The sequence below is a fragment of the Pseudomonas sp. BNK-7 genome, assembly GCF_048072025.1.
GTDB lineage: Bacteria > Pseudomonadota > Gammaproteobacteria > Pseudomonadales > Pseudomonadaceae > Aquipseudomonas > Aquipseudomonas danubii.
Genome location: NZ_CP182252.1, coordinates 1,710,654 through 1,730,662, shown reverse-complemented (window position 1 = coordinate 1,730,662; position 20,009 = coordinate 1,710,654). Strand labels below are relative to the sequence as shown.

At 62.7% G+C, this 20,009-nt stretch carries 16 protein-coding genes; 5 read left to right on the top strand and 11 right to left on the bottom strand.

From position 1 onward, the window contains the following. Positions 1-70: 70 nt before the first annotated feature. Positions 71-1,561 carry an aldehyde dehydrogenase family protein gene (locus ACMGF8_RS07995; protein ID WP_102862928.1) on the bottom strand — a complete coding sequence of 497 codons (1,491 nt, stop codon included), beginning with the start codon at positions 1,559-1,561 and terminating at the stop codon, positions 71-73. Positions 1,562-1,732: 171 nt separating this feature from the next. Between ACMGF8_RS07995 and ACMGF8_RS07990 the strand changes: the two genes are divergently transcribed. The 3 genes from ACMGF8_RS07990 (at position 1,733) to nadE (ending at position 4,873) form a co-directional block, all read left to right on the top strand. Further along, positions 1,733-2,635, top strand: a complete 903-nt coding sequence (locus ACMGF8_RS07990; protein WP_102862927.1) for a LysR family transcriptional regulator — start codon at positions 1,733-1,735, stop codon at positions 2,633-2,635. Between the two features lie 192 nt (positions 2,636-2,827). Next, on the top strand, positions 2,828-4,042 hold the full coding sequence (gene pncB / locus ACMGF8_RS07985) for a nicotinate phosphoribosyltransferase (RefSeq protein WP_102862926.1): 1,215 nt from the start codon (positions 2,828-2,830) through the stop codon (positions 4,040-4,042). A 3-nt stretch (positions 4,043-4,045) separates the two neighbouring features. Further along, complete coding sequence (gene nadE, locus ACMGF8_RS07980; protein ID WP_102862925.1) at positions 4,046-4,873, top strand: ammonia-dependent NAD(+) synthetase; 828 nt, start codon at positions 4,046-4,048, stop codon at positions 4,871-4,873. 165 nt (positions 4,874-5,038) lie between these two features. Here nadE and azu read toward each other — a convergent pair whose 3' ends face one another. Then, positions 5,039-5,485, bottom strand: coding sequence for an azurin (gene azu / locus ACMGF8_RS07975; protein WP_102862924.1), 447 nt, complete (start codon positions 5,483-5,485; stop codon positions 5,039-5,041). A 352-nt stretch (positions 5,486-5,837) separates the two neighbouring features. Here azu and ACMGF8_RS07970 point away from each other — a divergent pair, with 352 nt between their 5' ends. Together ACMGF8_RS07970 and ACMGF8_RS07965 are read left to right on the top strand one after the other, a co-directional pair. Next, complete coding sequence (locus tag ACMGF8_RS07970) at positions 5,838-6,425, top strand: TIGR00730 family Rossman fold protein (protein ID WP_102862923.1); 588 nt, start codon at positions 5,838-5,840, stop codon at positions 6,423-6,425. 68 nt (positions 6,426-6,493) lie between these two features. Then, positions 6,494-6,670: a hypothetical protein gene (locus ACMGF8_RS07965; RefSeq protein ID WP_162884106.1), complete on the top strand. Its 177-nt coding sequence runs from the start codon at positions 6,494-6,496 to the stop codon at positions 6,668-6,670. 101 nt (positions 6,671-6,771) lie between these two features. Here the strand turns inward: ACMGF8_RS07965 and ACMGF8_RS07960 are convergent, their stop codons facing one another. The 9 genes from ACMGF8_RS07960 to rpsF all read right to left on the bottom strand — a co-directional run bounded on the left by ACMGF8_RS07960 (position 6,772) and on the right by rpsF (position 19,905). Continuing rightward, entirely contained in the window at positions 6,772-7,662 is an 891-nt protein-coding gene (locus ACMGF8_RS07960) for a transglutaminase family protein (protein WP_102862922.1), read from the bottom strand. Next, a complete protein-coding gene (locus tag ACMGF8_RS07955; RefSeq protein ID WP_102862921.1) occupies positions 7,662-10,148 on the bottom strand; it encodes a circularly permuted type 2 ATP-grasp protein in 2,487 nt (828 codons plus the stop codon). The genes ACMGF8_RS07960 and ACMGF8_RS07955 overlap by 1 nt, the downstream gene beginning before the upstream one ends. A gap of 87 nt (positions 10,149-10,235) precedes the next feature. Next, entirely contained in the window at positions 10,236-13,511 is a 3,276-nt protein-coding gene (locus ACMGF8_RS07950) for a DUF2126 domain-containing protein (RefSeq protein ID WP_102862920.1), read from the bottom strand. A gap of 309 nt (positions 13,512-13,820) precedes the next feature. Next, positions 13,821-16,118 (bottom strand): YgiQ family radical SAM protein, encoded by a 2,298-nt coding sequence (locus tag ACMGF8_RS07945; protein ID WP_102862919.1) that lies wholly within the window; start codon positions 16,116-16,118, stop codon positions 13,821-13,823. Between the two features lie 185 nt (positions 16,119-16,303). Next, complete coding sequence (gene dnaB, locus ACMGF8_RS07940) at positions 16,304-17,701, bottom strand: replicative DNA helicase (RefSeq protein ID WP_007921486.1); 1,398 nt, start codon at positions 17,699-17,701, stop codon at positions 16,304-16,306. A 123-nt stretch (positions 17,702-17,824) separates the two neighbouring features. Next, positions 17,825-18,271 carry a 50S ribosomal protein L9 gene (rplI, locus tag ACMGF8_RS07935; protein ID WP_020299422.1) on the bottom strand — a complete coding sequence of 149 codons (447 nt, stop codon included), beginning with the start codon at positions 18,269-18,271 and terminating at the stop codon, positions 17,825-17,827. 19 nt (positions 18,272-18,290) lie between these two features. Beyond that, entirely contained in the window at positions 18,291-19,184 is an 894-nt protein-coding gene (locus tag ACMGF8_RS07930; RefSeq protein ID WP_102862918.1) for a hypothetical protein, read from the bottom strand. Between the two features lie 36 nt (positions 19,185-19,220). After that, positions 19,221-19,451 (bottom strand): 30S ribosomal protein S18, encoded by a 231-nt coding sequence (rpsR, locus tag ACMGF8_RS07925; RefSeq protein WP_002551829.1) that lies wholly within the window; start codon positions 19,449-19,451, stop codon positions 19,221-19,223. Positions 19,452-19,479: 28 nt separating this feature from the next. Next, on the bottom strand, positions 19,480-19,905 hold the full coding sequence (gene rpsF, locus ACMGF8_RS07920; protein ID WP_011058949.1) for a 30S ribosomal protein S6: 426 nt from the start codon (positions 19,903-19,905) through the stop codon (positions 19,480-19,482). Positions 19,906-20,009 lie beyond the last annotated feature (104 nt).

The following is a 20,009-nucleotide window of genomic DNA, read 5'->3' as shown; positions in this document are numbered from 1 at the left end:
TGCCGCTGTTCGCCGACAAGCGGGCTCCTACAGGAACGTTCTGCAGGAGCCCGCTTGCCGGTCATAGAACTCAATCGAAGGTAATGCCCTGGGCCAATGGCAGCTCCTGGGAGTAGTTGACGGTGTTGGTCTGACGCCGCATGTAGCCACGCCAGGCATCGGAGCCGGACTCGCGACCGCCGCCGGTTTCCTTCTCGCCACCAAAGGCGCCGCCAATCTCCGCGCCACTCGGGCCGATGTTGACGTTGGCAATCCCGCAGTCGCTGCCCACCGCCGACATGAACTGCTCGGCTTCACGCACGTCAGTGGTGAAGATGCACGACGACAGGCCCTGGGGCACGGCGTTGTTCAAGCGCAGGGCCTCTTCAAAGTCGTTGTAGCCAATGACATAGAGGATAGGGGCGAAGGTTTCGCTGCACACCACATCACTCTGCTCCGGCATTTCGACAATCGCCGGCGACACGTAATAGGCATTGGGGAACTGGTCCTGCAACTGGCGTTGGCCACCGAACACCCGGCCGCCCTCGCTCAGGGCCTGCTCCAGGGCGTCCTGCATGGCGTCGAAGCTGTGCTTGTCGATCAGCGGGCCGATCAGGTTGCCCTGCAGGGGGTGGCCGATGCGCACCTTGGAGTAGGCCGCCTTGAGACGGGTGACGATTTCCTCTTTCACCGACTCGTGGGCAATCAACCGGCGCAAGGTGGTGCAACGCTGGCCGGCGGTGCCGACAGCGCTGAACAGGATGGCGCGCACGGCCATGTCCAGGTCGGCGCTCGGGCCGAGGATCATGGCGTTGTTGCCACCCAGTTCGAGAATGCTGCGAGCAAAGCGTGCGGCCACTTTCGGCGCCACTTCACGGCCCATGCGGGTGCTGCCGGTGGCGCTGATCAGGGCCACGCGTGGATCGTCCACCAGGGCGGCGCCAGCGTCGCGACCACCGATGATCACCTGGCTCAGGTACTCGGGAGCGTCCTGGAAATTCTTCAGCACGCGCTCCAGCAAGGCCTGGCACGCCAGGGCGGTGAGCGGGGTCTTCTCCGAAGGTTTCCAGATCACCGGGTTGCCGCAGACCAGCGCCAGAGCGGTGTTCCAGGCCCAGACCGCCACCGGGAAGTTGAAGGCACTGATCACCCCGACCACGCCCAGGGGATGCCAGGTTTCACGCATGTGGTGGCCGGGGCGCTCGGAGGCGATGGTCAGGCCGTAGAGCTGGCGCGACAGGCCGACGGCGAAGTCGCAGATGTCGATCATCTCCTGCACTTCCCCCAGCCCTTCCTGGGTGATCTTGCCGGCTTCCCAGGAAACCAGTTCGCCCAGATCGGCCTTGTACTCGCGCAGCACCTCACCAAATTGCCGCACCAGCTCGCCACGGCGGGGAGCCGGTACTTTGCGCCACAGGGCGAATGCATGCTCTGCACGACTGACCTGCTGCTCCACTTCGGCGGCGCCCTGCCAGTTCACGGCGGCGATCCGGCTGCCGTCGATCGGCGAATGCACAGGCTGGGAGCCCGACTGGTACAGGGCCGGGTTCACACCCAGACGATCAAGCAATGCGGCAACCATGGGGTCACTCCTTACAGGTGAAAAGCGAAAAATCCCGACCGCTGCGACGGCCATCAAGGCCTGTAGTTGTAGCTGGCCCGAGACTTGCCAACAAACGACCTTTAAGCGAGATATCATTCCGTTTATTCATGCTGAGCCGGCATCCAGCACCGATAAGAACAAGGACCACCCATGCTCAACAAACGCTACCTGCCGTCGATCACCGCCCTGCAGTGTTTCGAGGCCGTGACCCGGCACCTGAGCTTCACCCGCGCCGCCGAGGAACTCAATCTGACCCAGAGCGCGGTCAGCAAGCAGGTGGCGCAGCTGGAAGAGCTGCTGCAACACCTGTTGTTCCGTCGGGTCCGCCGCCGCCTGCAACTGACCCCGGCCGGCGACCTGTACCTGGTGGAAGTGCGCAAGATCCTGACCCAGGTGGAGATGTCCACCCACTACCTGCGCTCCTACGGCGGCGAGACCGAAGTGCTGCGGGTGTCCACGCCCTACACCTTCGGCGCCCGCTGGCTGGTGCCACGCCTCAAGGGCTGGCGCCTGCGCCATCCGCATATCCACCTGGACCTGTGCAACGAACAGGAGCCGGACGAACTGCTCCAGGGGCACGCCGACCTGGCGTTCTACTTTGGCCAGGGTTCGCGCCCCGGCACCGAGAGCCTGAAACTGTTCAGCGAAGAACTGGTGGCAGTCTGCGCCCCGGATAGCCTGCCCGCCGAACCCTTGACCGACCCCAGGCAACTGACCGATCTGGTCCTGCTGCAAAACGCCTCGCGCCCCCAAGGCTGGCACGAATGGTTCGAACAGCAGGGCTACCAGACCGAACACAGCTATCACGGCCCGCGCTTCGAAACCTTCTATATGTGCATCCGCGCCGCCCAGGTCGGTTGTGGCGTGGCGCTGCTGCCACGCTTCCTGGTGGAAGAGGAACTGGCCGAGGGCAAGCTGGTGATCGCCTGGAAGTACGCCATGCCCAGCCAGGATGCCTACTACCTGGCCTACCCCGAACACTCGGCGGAAGTGCCCAAGGTCCGCGACTTCGTGCGCTGGATGCTCGAACACAACGACGCTCCCCTCGCGTAGGAGCCGGCTTGCCGGCGATGGAGCCCAGGCACGGCCCAAGCCCCATTCGCTGGCCAGCCAGCGCCTATCGCAGGAGAATGGCCCGCCGCAAAAATCGCTGGTCAAGCGCAGGACGTCTATGCGCCACTAGCGCCTTCATTGAAAGAGCTGAAGCCGCCGCTGTCCGTCGCGGCCAGCATGGAGATTCCCGTTATGAGCGAGAGTGTGTTTGCCGATCGCATCGTGCAGAACCTGCTCGACACCGACTTCTACAAACTGACCATGATGCAGGCGGTGCTGCACAACTACCCCAACGTGGAAGTGGAATGGGAGTTTCGTTGCCGTAACAGCGAGGATCTGCAGCCGTACCTGGCGGAGATCCGCTATCAGTTCGAGCGCCTGGCGGAACTGAGCCTGAGCGCCGACCAACTGGGCTTTCTCGAACGCATCAGCTTCCTCAAGCCGGACTTCCTGCGCTTTCTCGGGCTGTTTCGCTTCAACCTGCGCTACGTGCACACCGGCATCGAGAACGGCGAGCTGTTCATCCGCCTGCGCGGTCCCTGGCTGCATGTGATTCTGTTCGAAGTGCCGATGCTGGCCATCATCAGTGAAGTGCGTAACCGCTACCGCTACCGCGAGATCCAGCTGGTGCAGGCCCGGGAGCAGCTGTACCGCAAGTTCGACTGGCTCAGCGCCAACGCCAGCAGCGAAGAGTTGTCCGAACTGCAAGTGGCGGATTTCGGCACCCGCCGACGCTTTTCCTACCGGGTCCAGGAAGAAGTGGTGAACGTGCTCAAGCATGATTTCCCCGGGCGTTTTGTCGGCACCAGCAACGTGCACCTGTCCCGGGAGCTGAACATGAAACCCCTGGGCACCATGGCCCACGAATGGATCATGGCCCACCAGCAGTTGGGCCCCCGGTTGATCGACAGCCAGATCGCCGCCCTCGACTGCTGGGTCCGCGAATACCGCGGCCTGTTGGGCATTGCCCTGACCGACTGCATCACCACCGACGCCTTCCTCGGTGACTTCGATCTGTTCTTCGCCAAGCTGTTCGACGGCCTGCGCCACGACTCCGGGGACCCGATCCTCTGGGCGGAGAAAGCCATCGCCCATTACCACAAGCTGGGCATCGACCCGATGAGCAAGACCCTGGTGTTCTCCGACAGCCTGACCCTGCCGCGCTCCCTGGAAATATTCCGTGCGCTGCGGGGGCGGATCAACGTCAGCTTTGGCATCGGCACCAACCTGACCTGTGATATTCCCGGTGTCGAGCCGATGAGCATCGTGCTTAAAATGGCCGCCTGCAATGGCCAGCCCGTCGCCAAGATCTCCGATGAAGCGGGCAAGACCCATTGCAAGGATCCCAACTTCGTCGCTTACTTGCGCCACGTTTTCCAAGTACCTGTCCAACCTGGCAAGGAGTGAATCATGCAAGCCGCACAGCGTGAGATTGCGCAGCAGCTGAAGGTCCAAGCACCTTTTCCCGACCAAGCGGCCCTGGAGGCGGAAATCGCCCGGCGCGTCCGTTTCATCCAGGACTGCCTGGTCAATTCCGGTCTCAAGTCCCTGGTCCTGGGTATCAGCGGCGGTGTCGACTCGCTGACCGCCGGCCTGCTGGCCCAACGCGCCATGCGTGAGCTGCGCGAGCGCAGCGGTGACGACAGCTACCGCTTCATCGCCGTGCGCCTGCCCTACGAGACCCAGTTCGACGAACACGACGCCCAGGCTTCGGTGGACTTCATCAACCCCGACGAACGCCACACCGTGAACATCGGCCCGGCGGTCAAGGCCCTGGCCAATGAAGTCGCGGCCTTTGAGGGGCAGCACGCGGTGTCCCGGGACTTTGTCCTCGGCAACACCAAGGCGCGGATGCGCATGGTGGCCCAGTACACCATCGCCGGCGCCGCCCAGGGCCTGGTGATCGGCACCGACCACGCCGCCGAAGCGGTGATGGGTTTCTTCACCAAGTTCGGTGATGGCGCCTGCGACCTGGCGCCACTGAGCGGCCTGGTGAAGAATCAGGTGCGCTCGATTGCCCGCTACTTCGGCGCTCCGGAATCCCTGGTAGAGAAGGTGCCCACCGCCGACCTCGAGGACCTGTCCCCGGGCAAGCCGGATGAAGCCTCACATGGCGTCACCTACACCGAGATCGACGCCTTCCTGCATGGCCAGCCGGTGCGCGAGGAAGCCTTCAAGATCATCTGCGACACCTACCGCAAGACCCATCACAAACGCGTCATGCCCTTCGCCCCGTGACCCACCACGTTCTGTAGGAGCCGGCTTGCCGGCGAAAGGGCCGCGTGATGCTGCACCAGGTTCAAGGGCCTGTTCGCGGACAGGCCCGCTCCGACCAGAGGGTGAAACGTCAGGCACAAAAAAGCGCCCCGCGGGGCGCTTTCTTGTTGCAGCCGGACCTGATGCTTACTTCAGGATCACAGCGCCTTTCATCATCGAGTTGTGGCCTGGGAACGAGCAGAAGAACTGGTAGCTTTCGCCAGCAGTCAGCTTCGATACGTCGAAGGTCACCGAGTCTTTCTCGCCAGCACCGATGATCTTGGTGTGGGCGATGACGCGGGTGTCGCCTTCTTTCAGGTAGCTCTTGTCGATGCCAGCGGCCATGCCGTCGGCGGCGATGCCAGCCATGTCTGCGGTTTTGCTCAGGACCCAGTTATGACCCATGACGTTCTTCGGCAGGCTGCCGGAGTGAGTCAGGTTCACGGTGAAGGTCTTGCAGCTCTTGTCGATGGTGATTTCCTTAGTGTTGAAGGACATCTGGTCGGTAGAGTCGACATCGACCTTGCATTCGGCAGCCATCAGTTGGCTGCTGGCCAGTGTCAACAGGGATACCGCAACGAGTTTGGCAAACATGGTGAATCTCCAAGGCAGGGTTAACAAAATCCATCTGAATCCATGGGACCGAAGACTGCCTGAATTTCTGCCAAGTTCCTATGATTTGCATCAAAAAACTGTATACAACTCTCTGCTATCGGGCCGATCAAGACAATCAAACAGCCCCCTGCGAAACCGCCCTCTAAGATCTGCCCATCAACATCTTTTCGGAGCCTTGGTCATGCCTCTCAACAGCCTGTTTCGCAGCTTGCTCGCCGCCTACGCCTGCGGTGCCAGCGGTACCCATGAAACCCCGCAACGCGAGGTTTAATGCTTGGAGCCAGATCTTTCAGCCTTTACTCTGAGGCCATCAATGACCTCGGAGTAAGGCATGTCGTTAACTTCTGTCTGTGTATTTTGTGGCGCCAGTACCGGCAGCCATCCCCTCTATCGTGAAGCAGCCCAGGCCCTGGGGCGCGCCCTGGCCGAGCGCAAGCTGACCCTGGTCTATGGCGGCGGCGCGGTGGGCCTGATGGGCATAGTGGCCGACGCGGCCCTGGCAGCCGGCGGTGAAGTCATCGGGATCATCCCGCAAAGCCTGAAAGACAAGGAAATCGGCCACAACGGCCTGACCCGCCTGGAAGTGGTGGACGGCATGCACGCGCGCAAGGCGCGCATGGCTGAACTCAGCGATGCCTTCATTGCCCTGCCTGGGGGCCTGGGCACCCTGGAAGAGTTGTTCGAAGTCTGGACCTGGGGCCAACTGGGCTATCACCACAAGCCTCTGGGCCTGCTGGAAGTGAACGGCTTCTACGAAAAACTCAGTGGATTTCTCGACCATATCGTCGGCGAAGGCTTCGTCCGGGCCCCGCACCGTGACATGCTGCAAATGAGCGAATCGCCAGCCAGCCTGCTGGATGCCCTGGACGCCTGGAAGCCTTCGGTAGCGGACAAGTGGTCCGAGAGCAAACCCAGTTAACCGTCAGCACCCGATAACAGGCAGAATACGCGCCGCTCAACCTCACCTTCGACCCCAGAGGATCGCCCATGGCTAAACCCAACTACTCCTTCGCCAAACGTCAACGAGACTTGGCCAAGGAACAGAAGAAAGAGGAAAAGCTGCAACGCAAGAAAGCTGCTGCAGAAGAAGCCAGCACACTGACCCCGGATACTGAAGGTGAAGTGAGCGTCGACGACGCCGAGCCTCAAGCCCCCCAGGCCTGAAACACCCGACCTGGCAGAGTAGAAGCCGGCTAGCCAGCGAAGGCTCCCCCAAGCCCCACGCAGCATCCGCCGGCCTCTTCGCCGGCAAGCCGGCTCCTGCTTTATTCCAGAGGCATGACGGTGACCCGGACCTCCGGGTCATGGCTGCCCCCGCCAAGAATCACTCCACGCAACGGCGACACATCGGAAAAATCACGGCCCCAGGCCAGGGTGATGTGTTCCAGTGCCGGCTGCACGTTGTTGGTCGGATCGAAATCCACCCAGCCCAGCACCGGGCAAAACACCGATACCCAGGCATGGGAAGCGTCGGCACCGATCAGCCGCGGCTGCCCCGGCGGTGGCTGGGTCAGCAGGTAGCCGCTGATGTAGCGCGCCGCCAACCCTCGCGAACGCAGGCACGCCAGCATCAGGTGGGCAAAGTCCTGGCACACGCCCCGTCGACGCTCCAGGACTTCCACCAAAGGTGTCGCCACTTGGGTCGCTTCGGCATCGAAGGTGAACTCGCTGAAGATCTTCTCCATCAAGGCCTGGACGCCCTGCAACAGTGGCCGTCCCGGAGCAAAGCAGCTTGCGGAAAACTCGACGAAACGCTGCTTGAGATGCACATAAGGTGATTCGAAGCGATAGCGGCTGGCCTCCAGCAACGCCACCGGCAACGGCCGACCGCTGTAGGTCAGGGCTCCCCGGGCGACATCCCACGCCATGGACGCGGCAAAGTCCAAACGCGGCCGATCCAGCACCTCGACGCTAAGCTGGGCGTTGACCTGCAATTCATCATGGGGCCGCTCGAAGGCCAGACGGGTCAAAGGGTTACCAAACACATCCTGCTCGTCACGGCGGGAGGTGGGCTCGGGACTGATCAGCAACTGCCGCTCGCTGCACTGTTGCCAGGCGCAAACCCGGGGCCACAGGTGCGCCAGCTGCTGGGCCAGGGACACCGGGCTGTCGTAGCGATAATGGGTGTCATGGAAAATCTGGTAGCGCGCGCTCATTACACCGACACCGTTTGCTGGCTGACATCATCCACGTGGGCGAAATGCCGCAAGGCCAGGCGATCGGACACCTGGCCGCTGACCTCGGCGATCTCTTGCAACAGGTCCGCCAGCCCCGCCACGGCGGCTCTCACGCTGGCCTCACCAAACAGGGAGTTCTCCAGGCAGCCCAGGTCGACATGGGCCAGGCGCTCCACCAGCCTCGGCAACGCCACCTCACGGGGCACGCCGAAGTCATCGTTGAGGCGCTTGAGGGTTCGGGTCACCAGCTTGAGCTGGAACAGCACCGCATGGGGGTTCTGCTCATCCAGCAGCAACAGGTCGAGGACCGGGATCAACTGCGCCACCGCCAGGTAGCGGGAGCGATAGGTGATGCTGCTGTTGCCCAGCTCCAGCAGCCACTCCAGGCCCGCCTGATCGAACACCGCAGTGCCCCGCAGGAAGGCGGCCAGGCTGCTGCTGAGAAATTGCAGGCGCTCGATGCGTCGGCCAATCATCAGGAAGCGCCATCCTTCGTCGCGGGTCATGTCGTCCAGGGCGAATCCCGAGAGCGCCGCCAGGGACATCACCAGACGGTTGAGAAAATCCAGCAGCTCGCCGAAGTCCGGCTCTGCGGTGTCCAGCTCCTGGGCTTCGCGCTGCAACTCCACCAGGGCCTGCCAGTTTTCCCGGGACAGCTTGCCGCGCACCTGGGAGGCGGCCCACTGCAGGCGCTGCAGGTTGGAGCGCAGGCTGAACGACCAGTCCTCCCCCAACAGGGCCGCCAGCAGACGCTCGGGCAACTCGCCCTCATCCGGCAGCAGCATCAGGCTTTCCCCCAGGTCGACCGCGGCCAGCAAGGCTCGCGGATCGTCGCCATCGACGTAACGGGCCAGCATGATCCGCAACAGCCGTGCGCTGTCGTCACAGCGCTCACAATAACGACCGAACCAGAACAGGTTCTCCACCACCCGCGACGGCAAGTAAGGATCACGACGGACCAGGTCATAGACACCAATGGTGCGCTGGGCTTTCCATTGCTCGCCACTGGGCGCGCGCTCCCCCAGCACCCAAGTGTCCTTGCTGGCGCCACCGCGCTGCATCGACACCACTTCGGCGTCGGCATCGGCGGCGACCCGGGTCAGGCCGCCGGGCAGCACCCGATAGCCGTCGTCGCTGGCCACCGCGTACACCCGCATGCCGATGGCCCGTGGCTGCAAGCGACCGTCCTCGGCCTGCCAGACCGGCGCCTGGGACAGTTGCGGCAACTCCTGGGCCACATAGGCATAGGGCCGCGCACGCATACGCTCGGCGAGGCTGGCGCGCTGTTCGGGACTCAGGTCGCGCCCCAGCACCGGGGTGAAACTCTGGGATGGAAACGCCGGCTTGATCAGCAGCTCTGGGAGTTTCTCCAGGGCCTGTTGCAGCACGGGCGCCTCGCCACACCACCAGGTGGCGATGGAAGGCAGGAGCAATGGCTCCCCCAACAGGAACTGGCTGATTTTCGGCAAGAAGCCCAGCAGCCCTGGAGACTCCAGCACCCCGCTGCCCAGGGCATTGGCCACCAGCACCCGGCCCTGACGCACCGCATCCAGCAGGCCGGGCACCCCCAGAGCGGAATCGGTGCGCAGCTCCAGAGGATCACAGAAATCATCATCCAGGCGACGCATGATGGCGTGCACCCGACGCAGGCCGCTGAGGGTCTTGAGATAGACCGTGGCATCGCGCACCGTCAGGTCGCCGCCCTCCACCAGCGGGTAACCCAGCTGACGCGCCAGGTACAGATGCTCGAAGTAACTCTCGTTGAAACGCCCCGGAGTCAGCAGCACGATCAGCGGCGCTTCGGCATCCCGGGGCGCCTGCCGGGCCAGGGTTTCCTGCAGGGCACGGAAGAAGCCGGCCAGATGCTGCACGTGCAGGTCGCGGTACAGATCCGGAAAGGCCCGGGACACGATCATGCGATTTTCCAGGGCATAGCCGGCCCCGGACGGCGCCTGGGTACGATCGGCAGTGACCCACCAGCGACCATCGGGGGTGCGCGCCAGGTCCACTGCATAGAGGTGCAGAAAGGTCTGCTCGGGCGGCTGGATGCCCTGGCATGGCCAGAGAAAGTTGTTGTGCCCGAACACCAGTTCAGCAGGCAACAGCCCTTCGCTGATCAGTCGCTGCGGGCCGTACAGGTCCGCCAGTACGGCATTGAGCAGGCGCGCCCGCTGGGCGATCCCGGCGGACAACAGTTGCCACTCCTCCACCGGGATCACATGGGGCAACAAATCCAGCTCCCAGGGCCGGTCCGCGCCCTTGGGGTCGGCATAGACGTTGTAGGTGACACCGTTCTCGTGGATCTGCCGGGTCAGCAGCGCCTGGCGCTGGGCCAGTTGTGCGGGGCTGCTGCGTTGCAGTTGTTCAAGCAGGCGCTGCCAGTGCGCCCGGACCGCACCCTGGTCATCCAGCAGCTCGTGGTAGGTACCCGCCGTCAGCGGGTAACGGTCTAGCAAGTCAGGCATGGAACACTCGGCAGACGGCAGGGAAAGTCAGATTAACCCACAGCCCCGACGCCCGGATATGGCTAGATCGCGGGCGTCGCAGGTGGATTAGAAGCGTCGCAAATCCAGGGTCATGGGCAGCTCGTCATTGATGATCAAAGGCGGCACCGCGAGGCTCCCGGGGCTGTGTCCGAGGCGAAAGAAACGCGCCATGCGCCGGCTTTCCGCTTCATTGGCATTGACCGGCAGACTGTCGTAGTTGCGTCCCCCAGGATGGGCCACATGGTATTGGCAGCCCCCCAGGGAGCGCTGCATCCAGCTGTCCAGCAGATCGAACACCAGCGGTGCGTGTACCGGGATGCCGGGTTGCAGGCAGTTGGCCGGCTGCCAGGCGCGATAGCGCACCCCGGCGACAAACTCCCCTACCCGCCCGGTGGGCTGCAAGGGGACCGCCACACCGTTGCAGGTCAGCACATGGCGCTGCGGCGTCAGCCCACTGACCTTGACCTGCAGACGCTCCACAGAGGAGTCGACATAGCGCACCGTGCCCCCGGCCCCGCCCTCTTCCCCCAGCACATGCCAGGGCTCCAGGGCCTGACGCAACTCCAGCTCGATACCGCTGACCGCGTAATCGCCGACCTTGGGAAAGCGAAACTCCAGGTGCGCGGCAAACCACTCGGCCCGCAGCGGATATCCGGCGGCATTGAGCTCCACCAGCACATCGGCAAAATCCTGCTCGATGAAATGCGGCAGCAGGAAACGATCGTGCAGCTCGGTGCCCCAACGCGCCAGCTTGGCCGGGGCATAAGGTTCGCGCCAGAACCGCGCCACCAGCGCCCGCAGCAGCAACTGCTGGACCAGGCTCATGCGCCCATGGGGCGGCATTTCAAAGGCCCGCAGTTCCAGCAGGCCGAGACGCCCGGTGGCGCCGTCCGGCGCATAGAGCTTGTCAATGCAGAACTCGGCGCGATGGGTATTGCCGGTGACATCGATCAGCAGGTTGCGCAGCAGGCGATCCACCCGCCACGGCGGGCACTCCTCGCCCGGCGCGGGCATTTGTGCAAAGGCAATTTCCAGTTCATAAAGCGAGTCGTTGCGCGCCTCATCGACCCTGGGTGCCTGGGAGGTGGGGCCGATGAACAACCCGGAAAACAGGTAGGACAACGACGGATGATTGTGCCAATAACTGATCAGGCTACGCAGCAGGTCGGGGCGGCGCAGGAACGGCGAGTCCGCCGGCGTCGCGCCACCGAGGACGAAATGGTTGCCGCCGCCAGTACCGGTGTGGCGCCCGTCGATCATGAATTTCTCACTGGTCAGGCGGGTCTGCCGGGCCTGCTCGTACAGGAACTCGGTGCGTTCCACCAGCTCGTCCCAACTGACCGAAGGCTGCACGTTGACCTCGATCACGCCTGGGTCCGGCGTCACCCGGAAGTTGCTCAAGCGCGGGTCGGCGGGCGGCTCGTAGCCTTCCAGCAGCACCGGGCAATGCAGCTCTGCCGCAGTGGCTTCGATCACGCTGACCAGTTGCAGGTAATCCTCGAGTCGCTCCAGGGGCGGCATGAACAGGTACAGCCGCCCTTCTCGCGCCTCGGCGCAGAGCGCGGTACGGGTCAGCCAATCCGCGGACTGATCGATCTGTGGCACGCGTTCATCCGCAACCGCCGACTCAGGGACTTCTGCGAGCTGCGCCCGGTCCGGTAGCTCAGGGAAGTCCTGGTTCGGATCGTTGGGGTGAATGAAGGGGTACTCCGCCGCTGTCACCCAGGGTTGGGACGCCAGGGGCAGGCGATAGCCCAGGGGGGAATCCCCTGGCACCAATCGGCAATGACTGTCTCGCAAATACCAGCGGCCGCTCTGCCATTGATCACCCTTGGCGCTGCGGGCCAGGGGCAGCACCTGGCCAATGACTTTATCCAGGCCCTGGCTGAACACCTTGCGCAACCGCTGGCGCTCCAGGGCATCCTCCAGCCGCGAGTCCTCGGCACTGACATTGAGGGGCAGGCGGCCCTCGCGCCACAGGTAATAGAAGTGGTCTTCGTAGGCGGGAAACACAAAGCGCCCGGGCAGCTTCAGGCGCTCGGCGACACTGGCGAGAAAGCGCCCGGCCAATGATGCGTCAGCGCCATAGTCCTCGTGCTCATCGGCAATCAAGGCGCTGTTGTGCCAGATCGGCACACCGTCAACTCGCCAATAGCAGTTCAGCGACCAGCGCGGCAATTGCTCCCCCGGGTACCACTTGCCCTGGCCGAAGTGCACCAGCCCCTGAGGCCCGTAGCGCTGGCGCAGGCGCTGGAACAGCTCAGCGGCCAAACGCCGCTTGTTCGCGCCCAGGGCGGCGGTGTTCCACTCGGCGCCGTCGGGATCGTCGATGGCCACGAAGGTCGGTTCGCCGCCCATGGTCAGGCGCACATCGTTCTGCAGCAGGTCCACATCGATCTGCCGGCCCAGGGCCTGGATGGCCAGCCACTGCTCGTCGGTGTAAGGCTTGGTGACCCGGGGCGCTTCCCAGATCCGCTCCACACTCATTTCATGGCTGAACTGACACTCGCAAGGCTCCACAAGACCCGTGATGGGCGCCGCTGAAGAGGGATCGGGGCTGCAGGCCAGGGGAATGTGACCTTCTCCGGCAAACAGCCCTGAGGTCGCGTCCAGGCCGATCCAGCCGGCTCCGGGCAAGTAGACCTCGCACCAGGCATGCAGGTCAGTGAAGTCCACCTCGGTGCCCGAAGGACCATCCAGGGATTTGACGTCGGCCGTGAGCTGGATCAGGTAGCCGGAGACGAAACGCGCCGCCAGTCCCAGGTGGCGCAACAGCTGCACCAGCAGCCAGGCCGAATCGCGACAGGAGCCGGAGGCATTGACCAGGGTCTGCTCCGGGCTCTGCACCCCCGGTTCCAGGCGAATCAGGTAGGCGATGTCTGCGCTGAGTCGCTGATTCAACGCCACCAGGAAGTCCACCGCCGGCAACGGCGTACGCGAGATACCGTCCAGGTAGGCCTGGAACTTGGGCGTCAGGGGCAGGGTTTCCAGGTAGGGCGCCAGCTCGCGTTGCTCATCGGCGGCGTAGGCGAAAGGGATCTGCTGCGCGTAGGGCTCAAGGAAGAAGTCAAACGGATTGAACACCGCCATCTCCGCCAGCAGATCCACTTCGATCCGCAGCTCGGTGGTTTTCTCCGCAAAGACCAGGCGCGCCAGATAATTGCCCTGGGGGTCCTGCTGCCAGTTGATGAAATGCTGCTCGGGCTGGACCTTCAGCGCATAGGCGAGGATTCGCGTGCGGCTGTGGGCAGCCGGGCGCAGGCGGACGATCTGCGGGCCAAGTTCGACGGCGCGGTCGTAGCGATAGTGCGTGACATGGTGCAATGCGACATGAATCGACACGGCGTGCCTCCTGCGAGCCTGAGCGGTGGATGAACCCGCGCAAGACTTGTGCCAGGGCCCAAGTCCGGGGGGGTTGTTCAACGACTCGGGGCAGTACAGCACCAAAACCGCGCAACCGGTGCATCCCTGTGCAGCTCACTGCACAGAAATGTGCCAGACGGCATGACCTGAAGCTGCTGCGCTCGCACGGTTAATGCAGCGCCAGCTCAATGCGCCAGCGCTGACAGCGGACCGCCAACAAGACCGGCTTGCGCCGCGATCGGCAGCCAAAACAAAAACGCCAGCTCCGAGGAGCTGGCGTTCTGTTGTCTAGCGCGGTACCACCGGCTTGCGGGTTGGCTTCTTGCCTTTGCCCTTGGCCGCATCGGCACGCTCCTTGGCGGCCTGCTTGTTGCGGGCGAAGGCGGCGGCCTTGGCCTGTTCACGCTTGTCCCAGGCATTGCCACCGTCACTGCCACGCGGCGGCAGGCCGGTGTGCTGGGTCAGGATCTTGGTTTCCTTGGCCACCTTGTGGCTGCCGGCCGGTGTCGAGTTCTTGCGGCGGGCGCTCTGGTAGCTGTCGGTGGCCGGCTGATGGGTCGGAATCAGCTGGTGCTTGCCCGGGCCGATCAGGTCGCCACGCCCCATGCGCAGCAGGGCCTCGCGCAGCATCGGCCAGCCCTTGGGATCGTGGTAGCGCAGGAACGCCTTGTGCAGGCGACGCTGTTCCTCGCTCTTGACGATGGTCACGCCGTCGCTCTTGTAGGTGACCTTGCGCAGCGGGTTCTTGCCCGAGTGGTACATGGCGGTGGCGGTGGCCATCGGCGACGGGTAGAACGCCTGCACCTGGTCGGCGCGGAAGCCGTTGCCCTTGAGCCACAGGGCCAGGTTCATCATGTCTTCGTCGGTGGTCCCCGGGTGGGCGGCGATGAAGTACGGAATCAGGTACTGCTCCTTGCCCGCTTCCTTGGAGTACTTCTCGAACATCCGCTTGAAGCGGTCGTAGGTACCGATGCCCGGCTTCATCATCTGATTGAGCGGACCTTCCTCGGTGTGTTCCGGGGCAATCTTCAGGTAGCCACCCACGTGGTGGGTCACCAGCTCCTTGACGTACTCCGGCGATTCCACCGCCAGGTCATAGCGCAGGCCGGAGGCGATGAGGATCTTCTTCACCCCGGGCAAGGCGCGGGCGCTGCGATACAGCTGGATCAGCGACGAGTGGTCGGTGTTGAGGTTCGGGCAGATGCCGGGGAACACGCAGGACGGCTTGCGGCACGCGGATTCGATCTCCGGGCTCTTGCAGGCGATGCGGTACATGTTCGCAGTCGGACCGCCAAGGTCGGAGATCACTCCGGTAAAACCGGGAACCTTGTCGCGGATTTCTTCGATCTCGCGAATGATCGACTCTTCGGAACGGTTCTGGATGATCCGCCCTTCGTGCTCGGTGATGGAGCAGAAGGTACAGCCGCCGAAGCAGCCACGCATGATGTTCACCGAGAAGCGGATCATGTCGTAGGCCGGAATCTTTTCCTTGCCATAGGCCGGGTGCGGAACGCGCTGGTAAGGCATGCCGAACACGTAGTCCATTTCCTCGGTGGTCATGGGAATGGGCGGCGGGTTGAACCACACGTCCACTTCGCCATGTTTCTGCACCAGGGCGCGGGCGTTGCCCGGGTTGGTTTCCAGGTGCAGCACGCGGTTGGCGTGAGCGTACAGGACCGGGTCGTTGCGCACCTTCTCCATGGACGGCAGGCGGATCACGGTCTTGTCCCGGGTCATCCGCGGGCTGGCAAGGATCTGCACCACCTTGGCTTCGCTCGGATCTTCAACCGGGCCCTTCTCCTGCTCGATGGCGCAGGCCTGGGTGTCCTGGGTATTGACGTAGGGGTTGATGATCTTGTCGATCTTGCCCGGGCGGTCGATACGGGTGGAGTCCACTTCGTACCAGTCTTTGGGCGTATCGCGGCGGATGAAGGCGGTGCCGCGCACGTCGGTGATGTCTTCGATCTTGTGGCCATAGGACAGGCGCTGGGCCACTTCAACGATGGCCCGCTCGGCATTGCCGTACAGCAGGATGTCGGCGCTGGCGTCGATCAGGATCGAGTTGCGCACCCGATCCTGCCAGTAGTCGTAGTGAGCAATACGGCGCAGGGAAGCCTCGATGCCGCCCAGGACGATCGGCACATGCTTGTAGGCTTCCTTGCAGCGCTGGCTGTACACCAGGCTGGCGCGGTCCGGACGCTTGCCCGCCAGGCCGCCCGGGGTGTAGGCGTCGTCGGAGCGGACTTTCTTGTCGGCGGTGTAGCGGTTGATCATCGAGTCCATGTTCCCGGCGGCGACACCGAAGAACAGGTTCGGCTCGCCGAGCTTCATGAAGTCGTCTTTGGACTGCCAGTTCGGCTGGGCGATGATCCCCACGCGAAAGCCCTGGGACTCCAGCAGCCGGCCGATGATCGCCATGCCGAACGAGGGGTGATCGACGTAGGCATCACCGGTGACGATGATGATGTCGCAGGAATCCCAGCCAAGCTGATCCATCTCCTCCCTGCTCATGGGCAGGAATGGTGCTGGCCCGAAACATTCGGCCCAGTACTTTGGATAGTCAAATAACGGCTTGGCTGCTTGCATGTCGATGACCGGTGTTGGCTTGGATAGGGACGCGTTGATTCACAGGGAAATTCGCGGGCGCGGAATATAGCACAAAAAATAACCAATTCCGACCATTATGGTCGGAATTCGGTGCAGCCCGACTCGCCGGCGAGCCGGCACCTACAGCTAGGCGCCGGCAAGCGAATTGCCGGCGAACGGGCGGGTTATTCGTCGTCGTCGAAGTTGTAACTGCCCGGCGCGAGGTTCTCGAAGCGGGTGTACTTGCCGATGAACGCCAGGCGGATAAAGCCGATGGGGCCGTTCCGCTGCTTGCCGATGATGATCTCGGCAATGCCCTTGTGCTCGGTCTCGGGGTGATACACCTCATCCCGGTACACGAACATGATCACGTCGGCGTCCTGCTCGATCGCTCCGGATTCCCGCAAGTCGGAGTTCACCGGGCGCTTGTTGGGGCGTTGTTCCAGAGAGCGGTTGAGCTGGGACAGGGCCACCACCGGGCAGTTGAATTCCTTGGCCAGGGCTTTGAGGGACCGGGAGATCTCGGAAATCTCGTTGGTCCGGTTGTCACCGCTGGAACCGGGGATCTGCATCAGCTGCAGGTAGTCGATCATGATCAGCGCGATGTCGCCGTGCTCACGCACCAGGCGACGGGTCCGCGCACGCATCTCCGAAGGGCTGATACCCGCGGTGTCGTCGATGAACAGCTTGCGGTCATTGAGCAGGTTGACGGCCGAGGTCAGGCGCGGCCAGTCGTCGTCTTCCAGCTGGCCGGAACGGACCTTGGTCTGGTCGATGCGGCCCAGGGAGGACAGCATACGCATGATCAGCGATTCGCCTGGCATCTCCAGGGAGTACACCAACACCGCCTTGTCGCTGCGCAGTACCGCGTTTTCCACCAGGTTCATGGCGAAGGTGGTCTTACCCATGGACGGACGGCCGGCGACGATGATCAAGTCGGCCGGTTGCAGGCCGCTGGTCTTCTCGTCGAGGTCGGTGTAGCCGGTGGACAGGCCGGTGATGGCGTTGTCGGTGTTGAACAGGGTATCGATGCGGTCGATGGCCTTGGTCAGCAACTCGTTGACGCCCACCGGACCGCCGGTCTTGGGCCGCGCCTCGGCAATCTGGAAGATCTGCCGTTCGGCCTCGTCGAGGATCTCTTCGGCGGTGCGACCTTCAGGGTTGAAGGCGCTGTCAGCGATCTCGGTACTGATGCCGATCAGTTGGCGCAGGGTCGCCCGCTGGCGAACGATCTGCGCATAGGCCTTGATGTTGGCCACCGACGGGGTGTTCTTGGCCAGCTCGCCGAGATAGCCCAGGCCGCCGACCTGGGAGGTCTGGCCTTCCTTGTCCAACTGCTCGGACAGGGTGACCACGTCGATGGGCATGTTCTGATCGGCCAGCTTGGCGATGGCGCGGAAGATCAAACGGTGGTCATGCCGATAGAAATCGCCGTCGGACACTTGATCCAACACGCGTTCCCAGGCGTTGTTGTCCAGCATCAGACCACCGAGCACGGCCTGTTCGGCCTCGATGGAATGCGGCGGCACCTTCAGGGCAGCGGTTTGCAGATCGTATTGCTCGGGAGCGGAAATATCGTTCATGGCCACTTGGAATTCGGGGGTGAAAATCAGGATCAGCAGAAAGACAAAGGGCACGACCTGTAAACAGGATCGTGCCCGATGTTAACCGTCAGCCACACAAGGTGCCAGACGATTTGGTACTGCTTAAGCAGCCACCACGACAACGCGTACGGTTGCTTCAACTTCAGCGTGCAGGTGCACGGCTACGTCGAATTCACCTACGTTGCGGATGGTGCCGTTCGGCAGACGAACTTCGCTTTTTGCGACTTCAACGCCGGAGGCGGTCAGTGCATCAGCGATGTCGTGGGTGCCGATCGAACCGAACAGCTTGCCTTCGTCACCGGCGGTGGCAGTGATGGTCACTTCCAGCTCGGCCAGTTGGGCAGCGCGGCTTTCAGCCGAAGCTTTACGGTCTGCAGCCAGTTTTTCCAGCTCAGCACGACGCTCTTCGAACGCAGCCAGGTTGGCAGCGGTAGCAGCGGTGGCTTTGCCGTAAGGCAGCAGGTAGTTACGGCCGTAACCAGCCTTAACGTTCACTTTGTCGCCCAGGTTGCCCAGGTTGGCGACTTTTTCCAGAAGGATCAGTTGCATGTGAAAATCCTCTTAACTTTTAACCTTCACCGTTCGCGTTATCGGCGTCTTTCGGCGCCAAACGACCGCGAAAATCAACCAGACTGTCGACAATGGCCAGGACCACTAGCAACGGATAGATCAGCTGCATGAATGGCAACAGCGTGACGTACAACCCCACCAGCCAGAATCTGGCCAGTCGCCCTTGCGCCACCAGCCCGTGAATCAGGGCCAGCCCGGCAAAAGCCAGCGGGACACTGCACATCGGCGTAAGCATGGCCAGTTGAGGTCCGAAGTTCGGCCCCACCAGCATGCACGCCAGCAGCAACATCGCTGGCCCAAGAGGGATTCTGATGGCGCGAAACTCGCGACCAAAACCACCCGGGTTATACAACACAGCCTGCCAGTAACGCCCAAGAATCAGGCTCAGCACGCTGATGGCTTGCAACAAGGCCGCTATCAGGCCGGTCAGGATCGGTGCAATCAGCGTGGCAAGACGAGCTCGCTCTTCAACCGATAACTGCTGGTAGACCTCACCCAAGGCCATCGGCAGGATCTTTATCAATTCCTGCGACAACGCTTCGATCTGAGGGCGGAAAGCCGCACCCAGGACTCCAGCAAACACCAATCCCATCGCTATGCTGACCAGCAGCACGCGGCTCCAGGACTCGCCTGCGCGCAAAACCAACGCAAGACTCGAAGACCCCACCAGCACCAGAAATGCTCGCGGGTCATCGAACGCCAGCCACCAGAACAAAGCCGGCAGCATTCCCAGAGCGAGGACACCAAGGGCATCCTTCAACCCGCGCCGCAGAAGCACCAGGCTCCCCGCGGCAGCACCCAACCAATACAACAACGGCAATGCCGAACAGCCAGCCACTACCAGAGTGGCCTGCATACGACCGCGCATGATGAACTCAGCTAAGGCGCGCATGCATTCAATCCCTTACTACTTGTCGACTGCCCGGTCTCAGCGGCCGTGGCTGTCGGTGTAGGCCAGCAGGGCCAGGAAGCGGGCGCGCTTGATAGCGGTGGCCAGCTGACGCTGATAACGAGCTTTGGTACCGGTGATGCGGCTTGGAACGATTTTGCCGGTCTCGGATACGTAGGCTTTCAGAGTGTTGAGATCTTTGTAATCGATCTCTTTCACGTCTTCAGCGGTGAAGCGGCAGAATTTACGACGACGGAAGAAACGTGCCATGTAATTGGCTCCTCAAAAGGTCCGTGGATTACTCGTCAGCGTTATCGCTGGCGTCGCTGTTGTCGCTGTCATCGCCATCGGCGCTGTCAGCATGCTCAGGACGGTCACGACGCTCACGGCGCTCACTGCGGTTTTCTTCAGCCTTGAGCATCTCGGATTGGCCAGTGATGGCTTCTTCGCGACGGATGACCAGGTTACGGATCACAGCATCGTTGTAACGGAAGTTGTCTTCCAGCTCAGCCAGGGCTTTACCGGTGCACTCAACGTTCAGCATCACGTAGTGAGCCTTGTGAACATTGTTGATTGCGTAGGCCAGTTGACGACGGCCCCAGTCTTCCAGACGGTGGATTTTGCCGCCGTCTTCTTCGATCAGCTTGGTGTAACGCTCAACCATGCCGCCGACTTGCTCGCTTTGATCCGGGTGGACCAAAAAGATGATTTCGTAATGACGCATGAATGCTCCTTACGGGTTGTAGCCTGCCGCCTATAAGCGGTCAGACAAGGAGTGAATGACACTGGTGTGTCTTGCCTGTTAGTAGGCACATATGCGCCTGCCGT

Bases quoted from the DNA above. Each gene is read 5' to 3' on its own strand.
- ACMGF8_RS07995 (WP_102862928.1), bottom strand. From the start codon at position 1,561: ATGGTTGCCGCATTGCTTGATCGTCTGGGTGTGAACCCGGCCCTGTAC.
- ACMGF8_RS07990 (WP_102862927.1), top strand. From the start codon at position 1,733: ATGCTCAACAAACGCTACCTGCCGTCGATCACCGCCCTGCAGTGTTTC.
- pncB (WP_102862926.1), top strand. From the start codon at position 2,828: ATGAGCGAGAGTGTGTTTGCCGATCGCATCGTGCAGAACCTGCTCGAC.
- nadE (WP_102862925.1), top strand. From the start codon at position 4,046: ATGCAAGCCGCACAGCGTGAGATTGCGCAGCAGCTGAAGGTCCAAGCA.
- azu (WP_102862924.1), bottom strand. From the start codon at position 5,485: ATGTTTGCCAAACTCGTTGCGGTATCCCTGTTGACACTGGCCAGCAGC.
- ACMGF8_RS07970 (WP_102862923.1), top strand. From the start codon at position 5,838: ATGTCGTTAACTTCTGTCTGTGTATTTTGTGGCGCCAGTACCGGCAGC.
- ACMGF8_RS07965 (WP_162884106.1), top strand. From the start codon at position 6,494: ATGGCTAAACCCAACTACTCCTTCGCCAAACGTCAACGAGACTTGGCC.
- ACMGF8_RS07960 (WP_102862922.1), bottom strand. From the start codon at position 7,662: ATGAGCGCGCGCTACCAGATTTTCCATGACACCCATTATCGCTACGAC.
- ACMGF8_RS07955 (WP_102862921.1), bottom strand. From the start codon at position 10,148: ATGCCTGACTTGCTAGACCGTTACCCGCTGACGGCGGGTACCTACCAC.
- ACMGF8_RS07945 (WP_102862919.1), bottom strand. From the start codon at position 16,118: ATGCAAGCAGCCAAGCCGTTATTTGACTATCCAAAGTACTGGGCCGAA.
- dnaB (WP_007921486.1), bottom strand. From the start codon at position 17,701: ATGAACGATATTTCCGCTCCCGAGCAATACGATCTGCAAACCGCTGCC.
- rplI (WP_020299422.1), bottom strand. From the start codon at position 18,271: ATGCAACTGATCCTTCTGGAAAAAGTCGCCAACCTGGGCAACCTGGGC.
- ACMGF8_RS07930 (WP_102862918.1), bottom strand. From the start codon at position 19,184: ATGCGCGCCTTAGCTGAGTTCATCATGCGCGGTCGTATGCAGGCCACT.
- rpsR (WP_002551829.1), bottom strand. From the start codon at position 19,451: ATGGCACGTTTCTTCCGTCGTCGTAAATTCTGCCGCTTCACCGCTGAA.
- rpsF (WP_011058949.1), bottom strand. From the start codon at position 19,905: ATGCGTCATTACGAAATCATCTTTTTGGTCCACCCGGATCAAAGCGAG.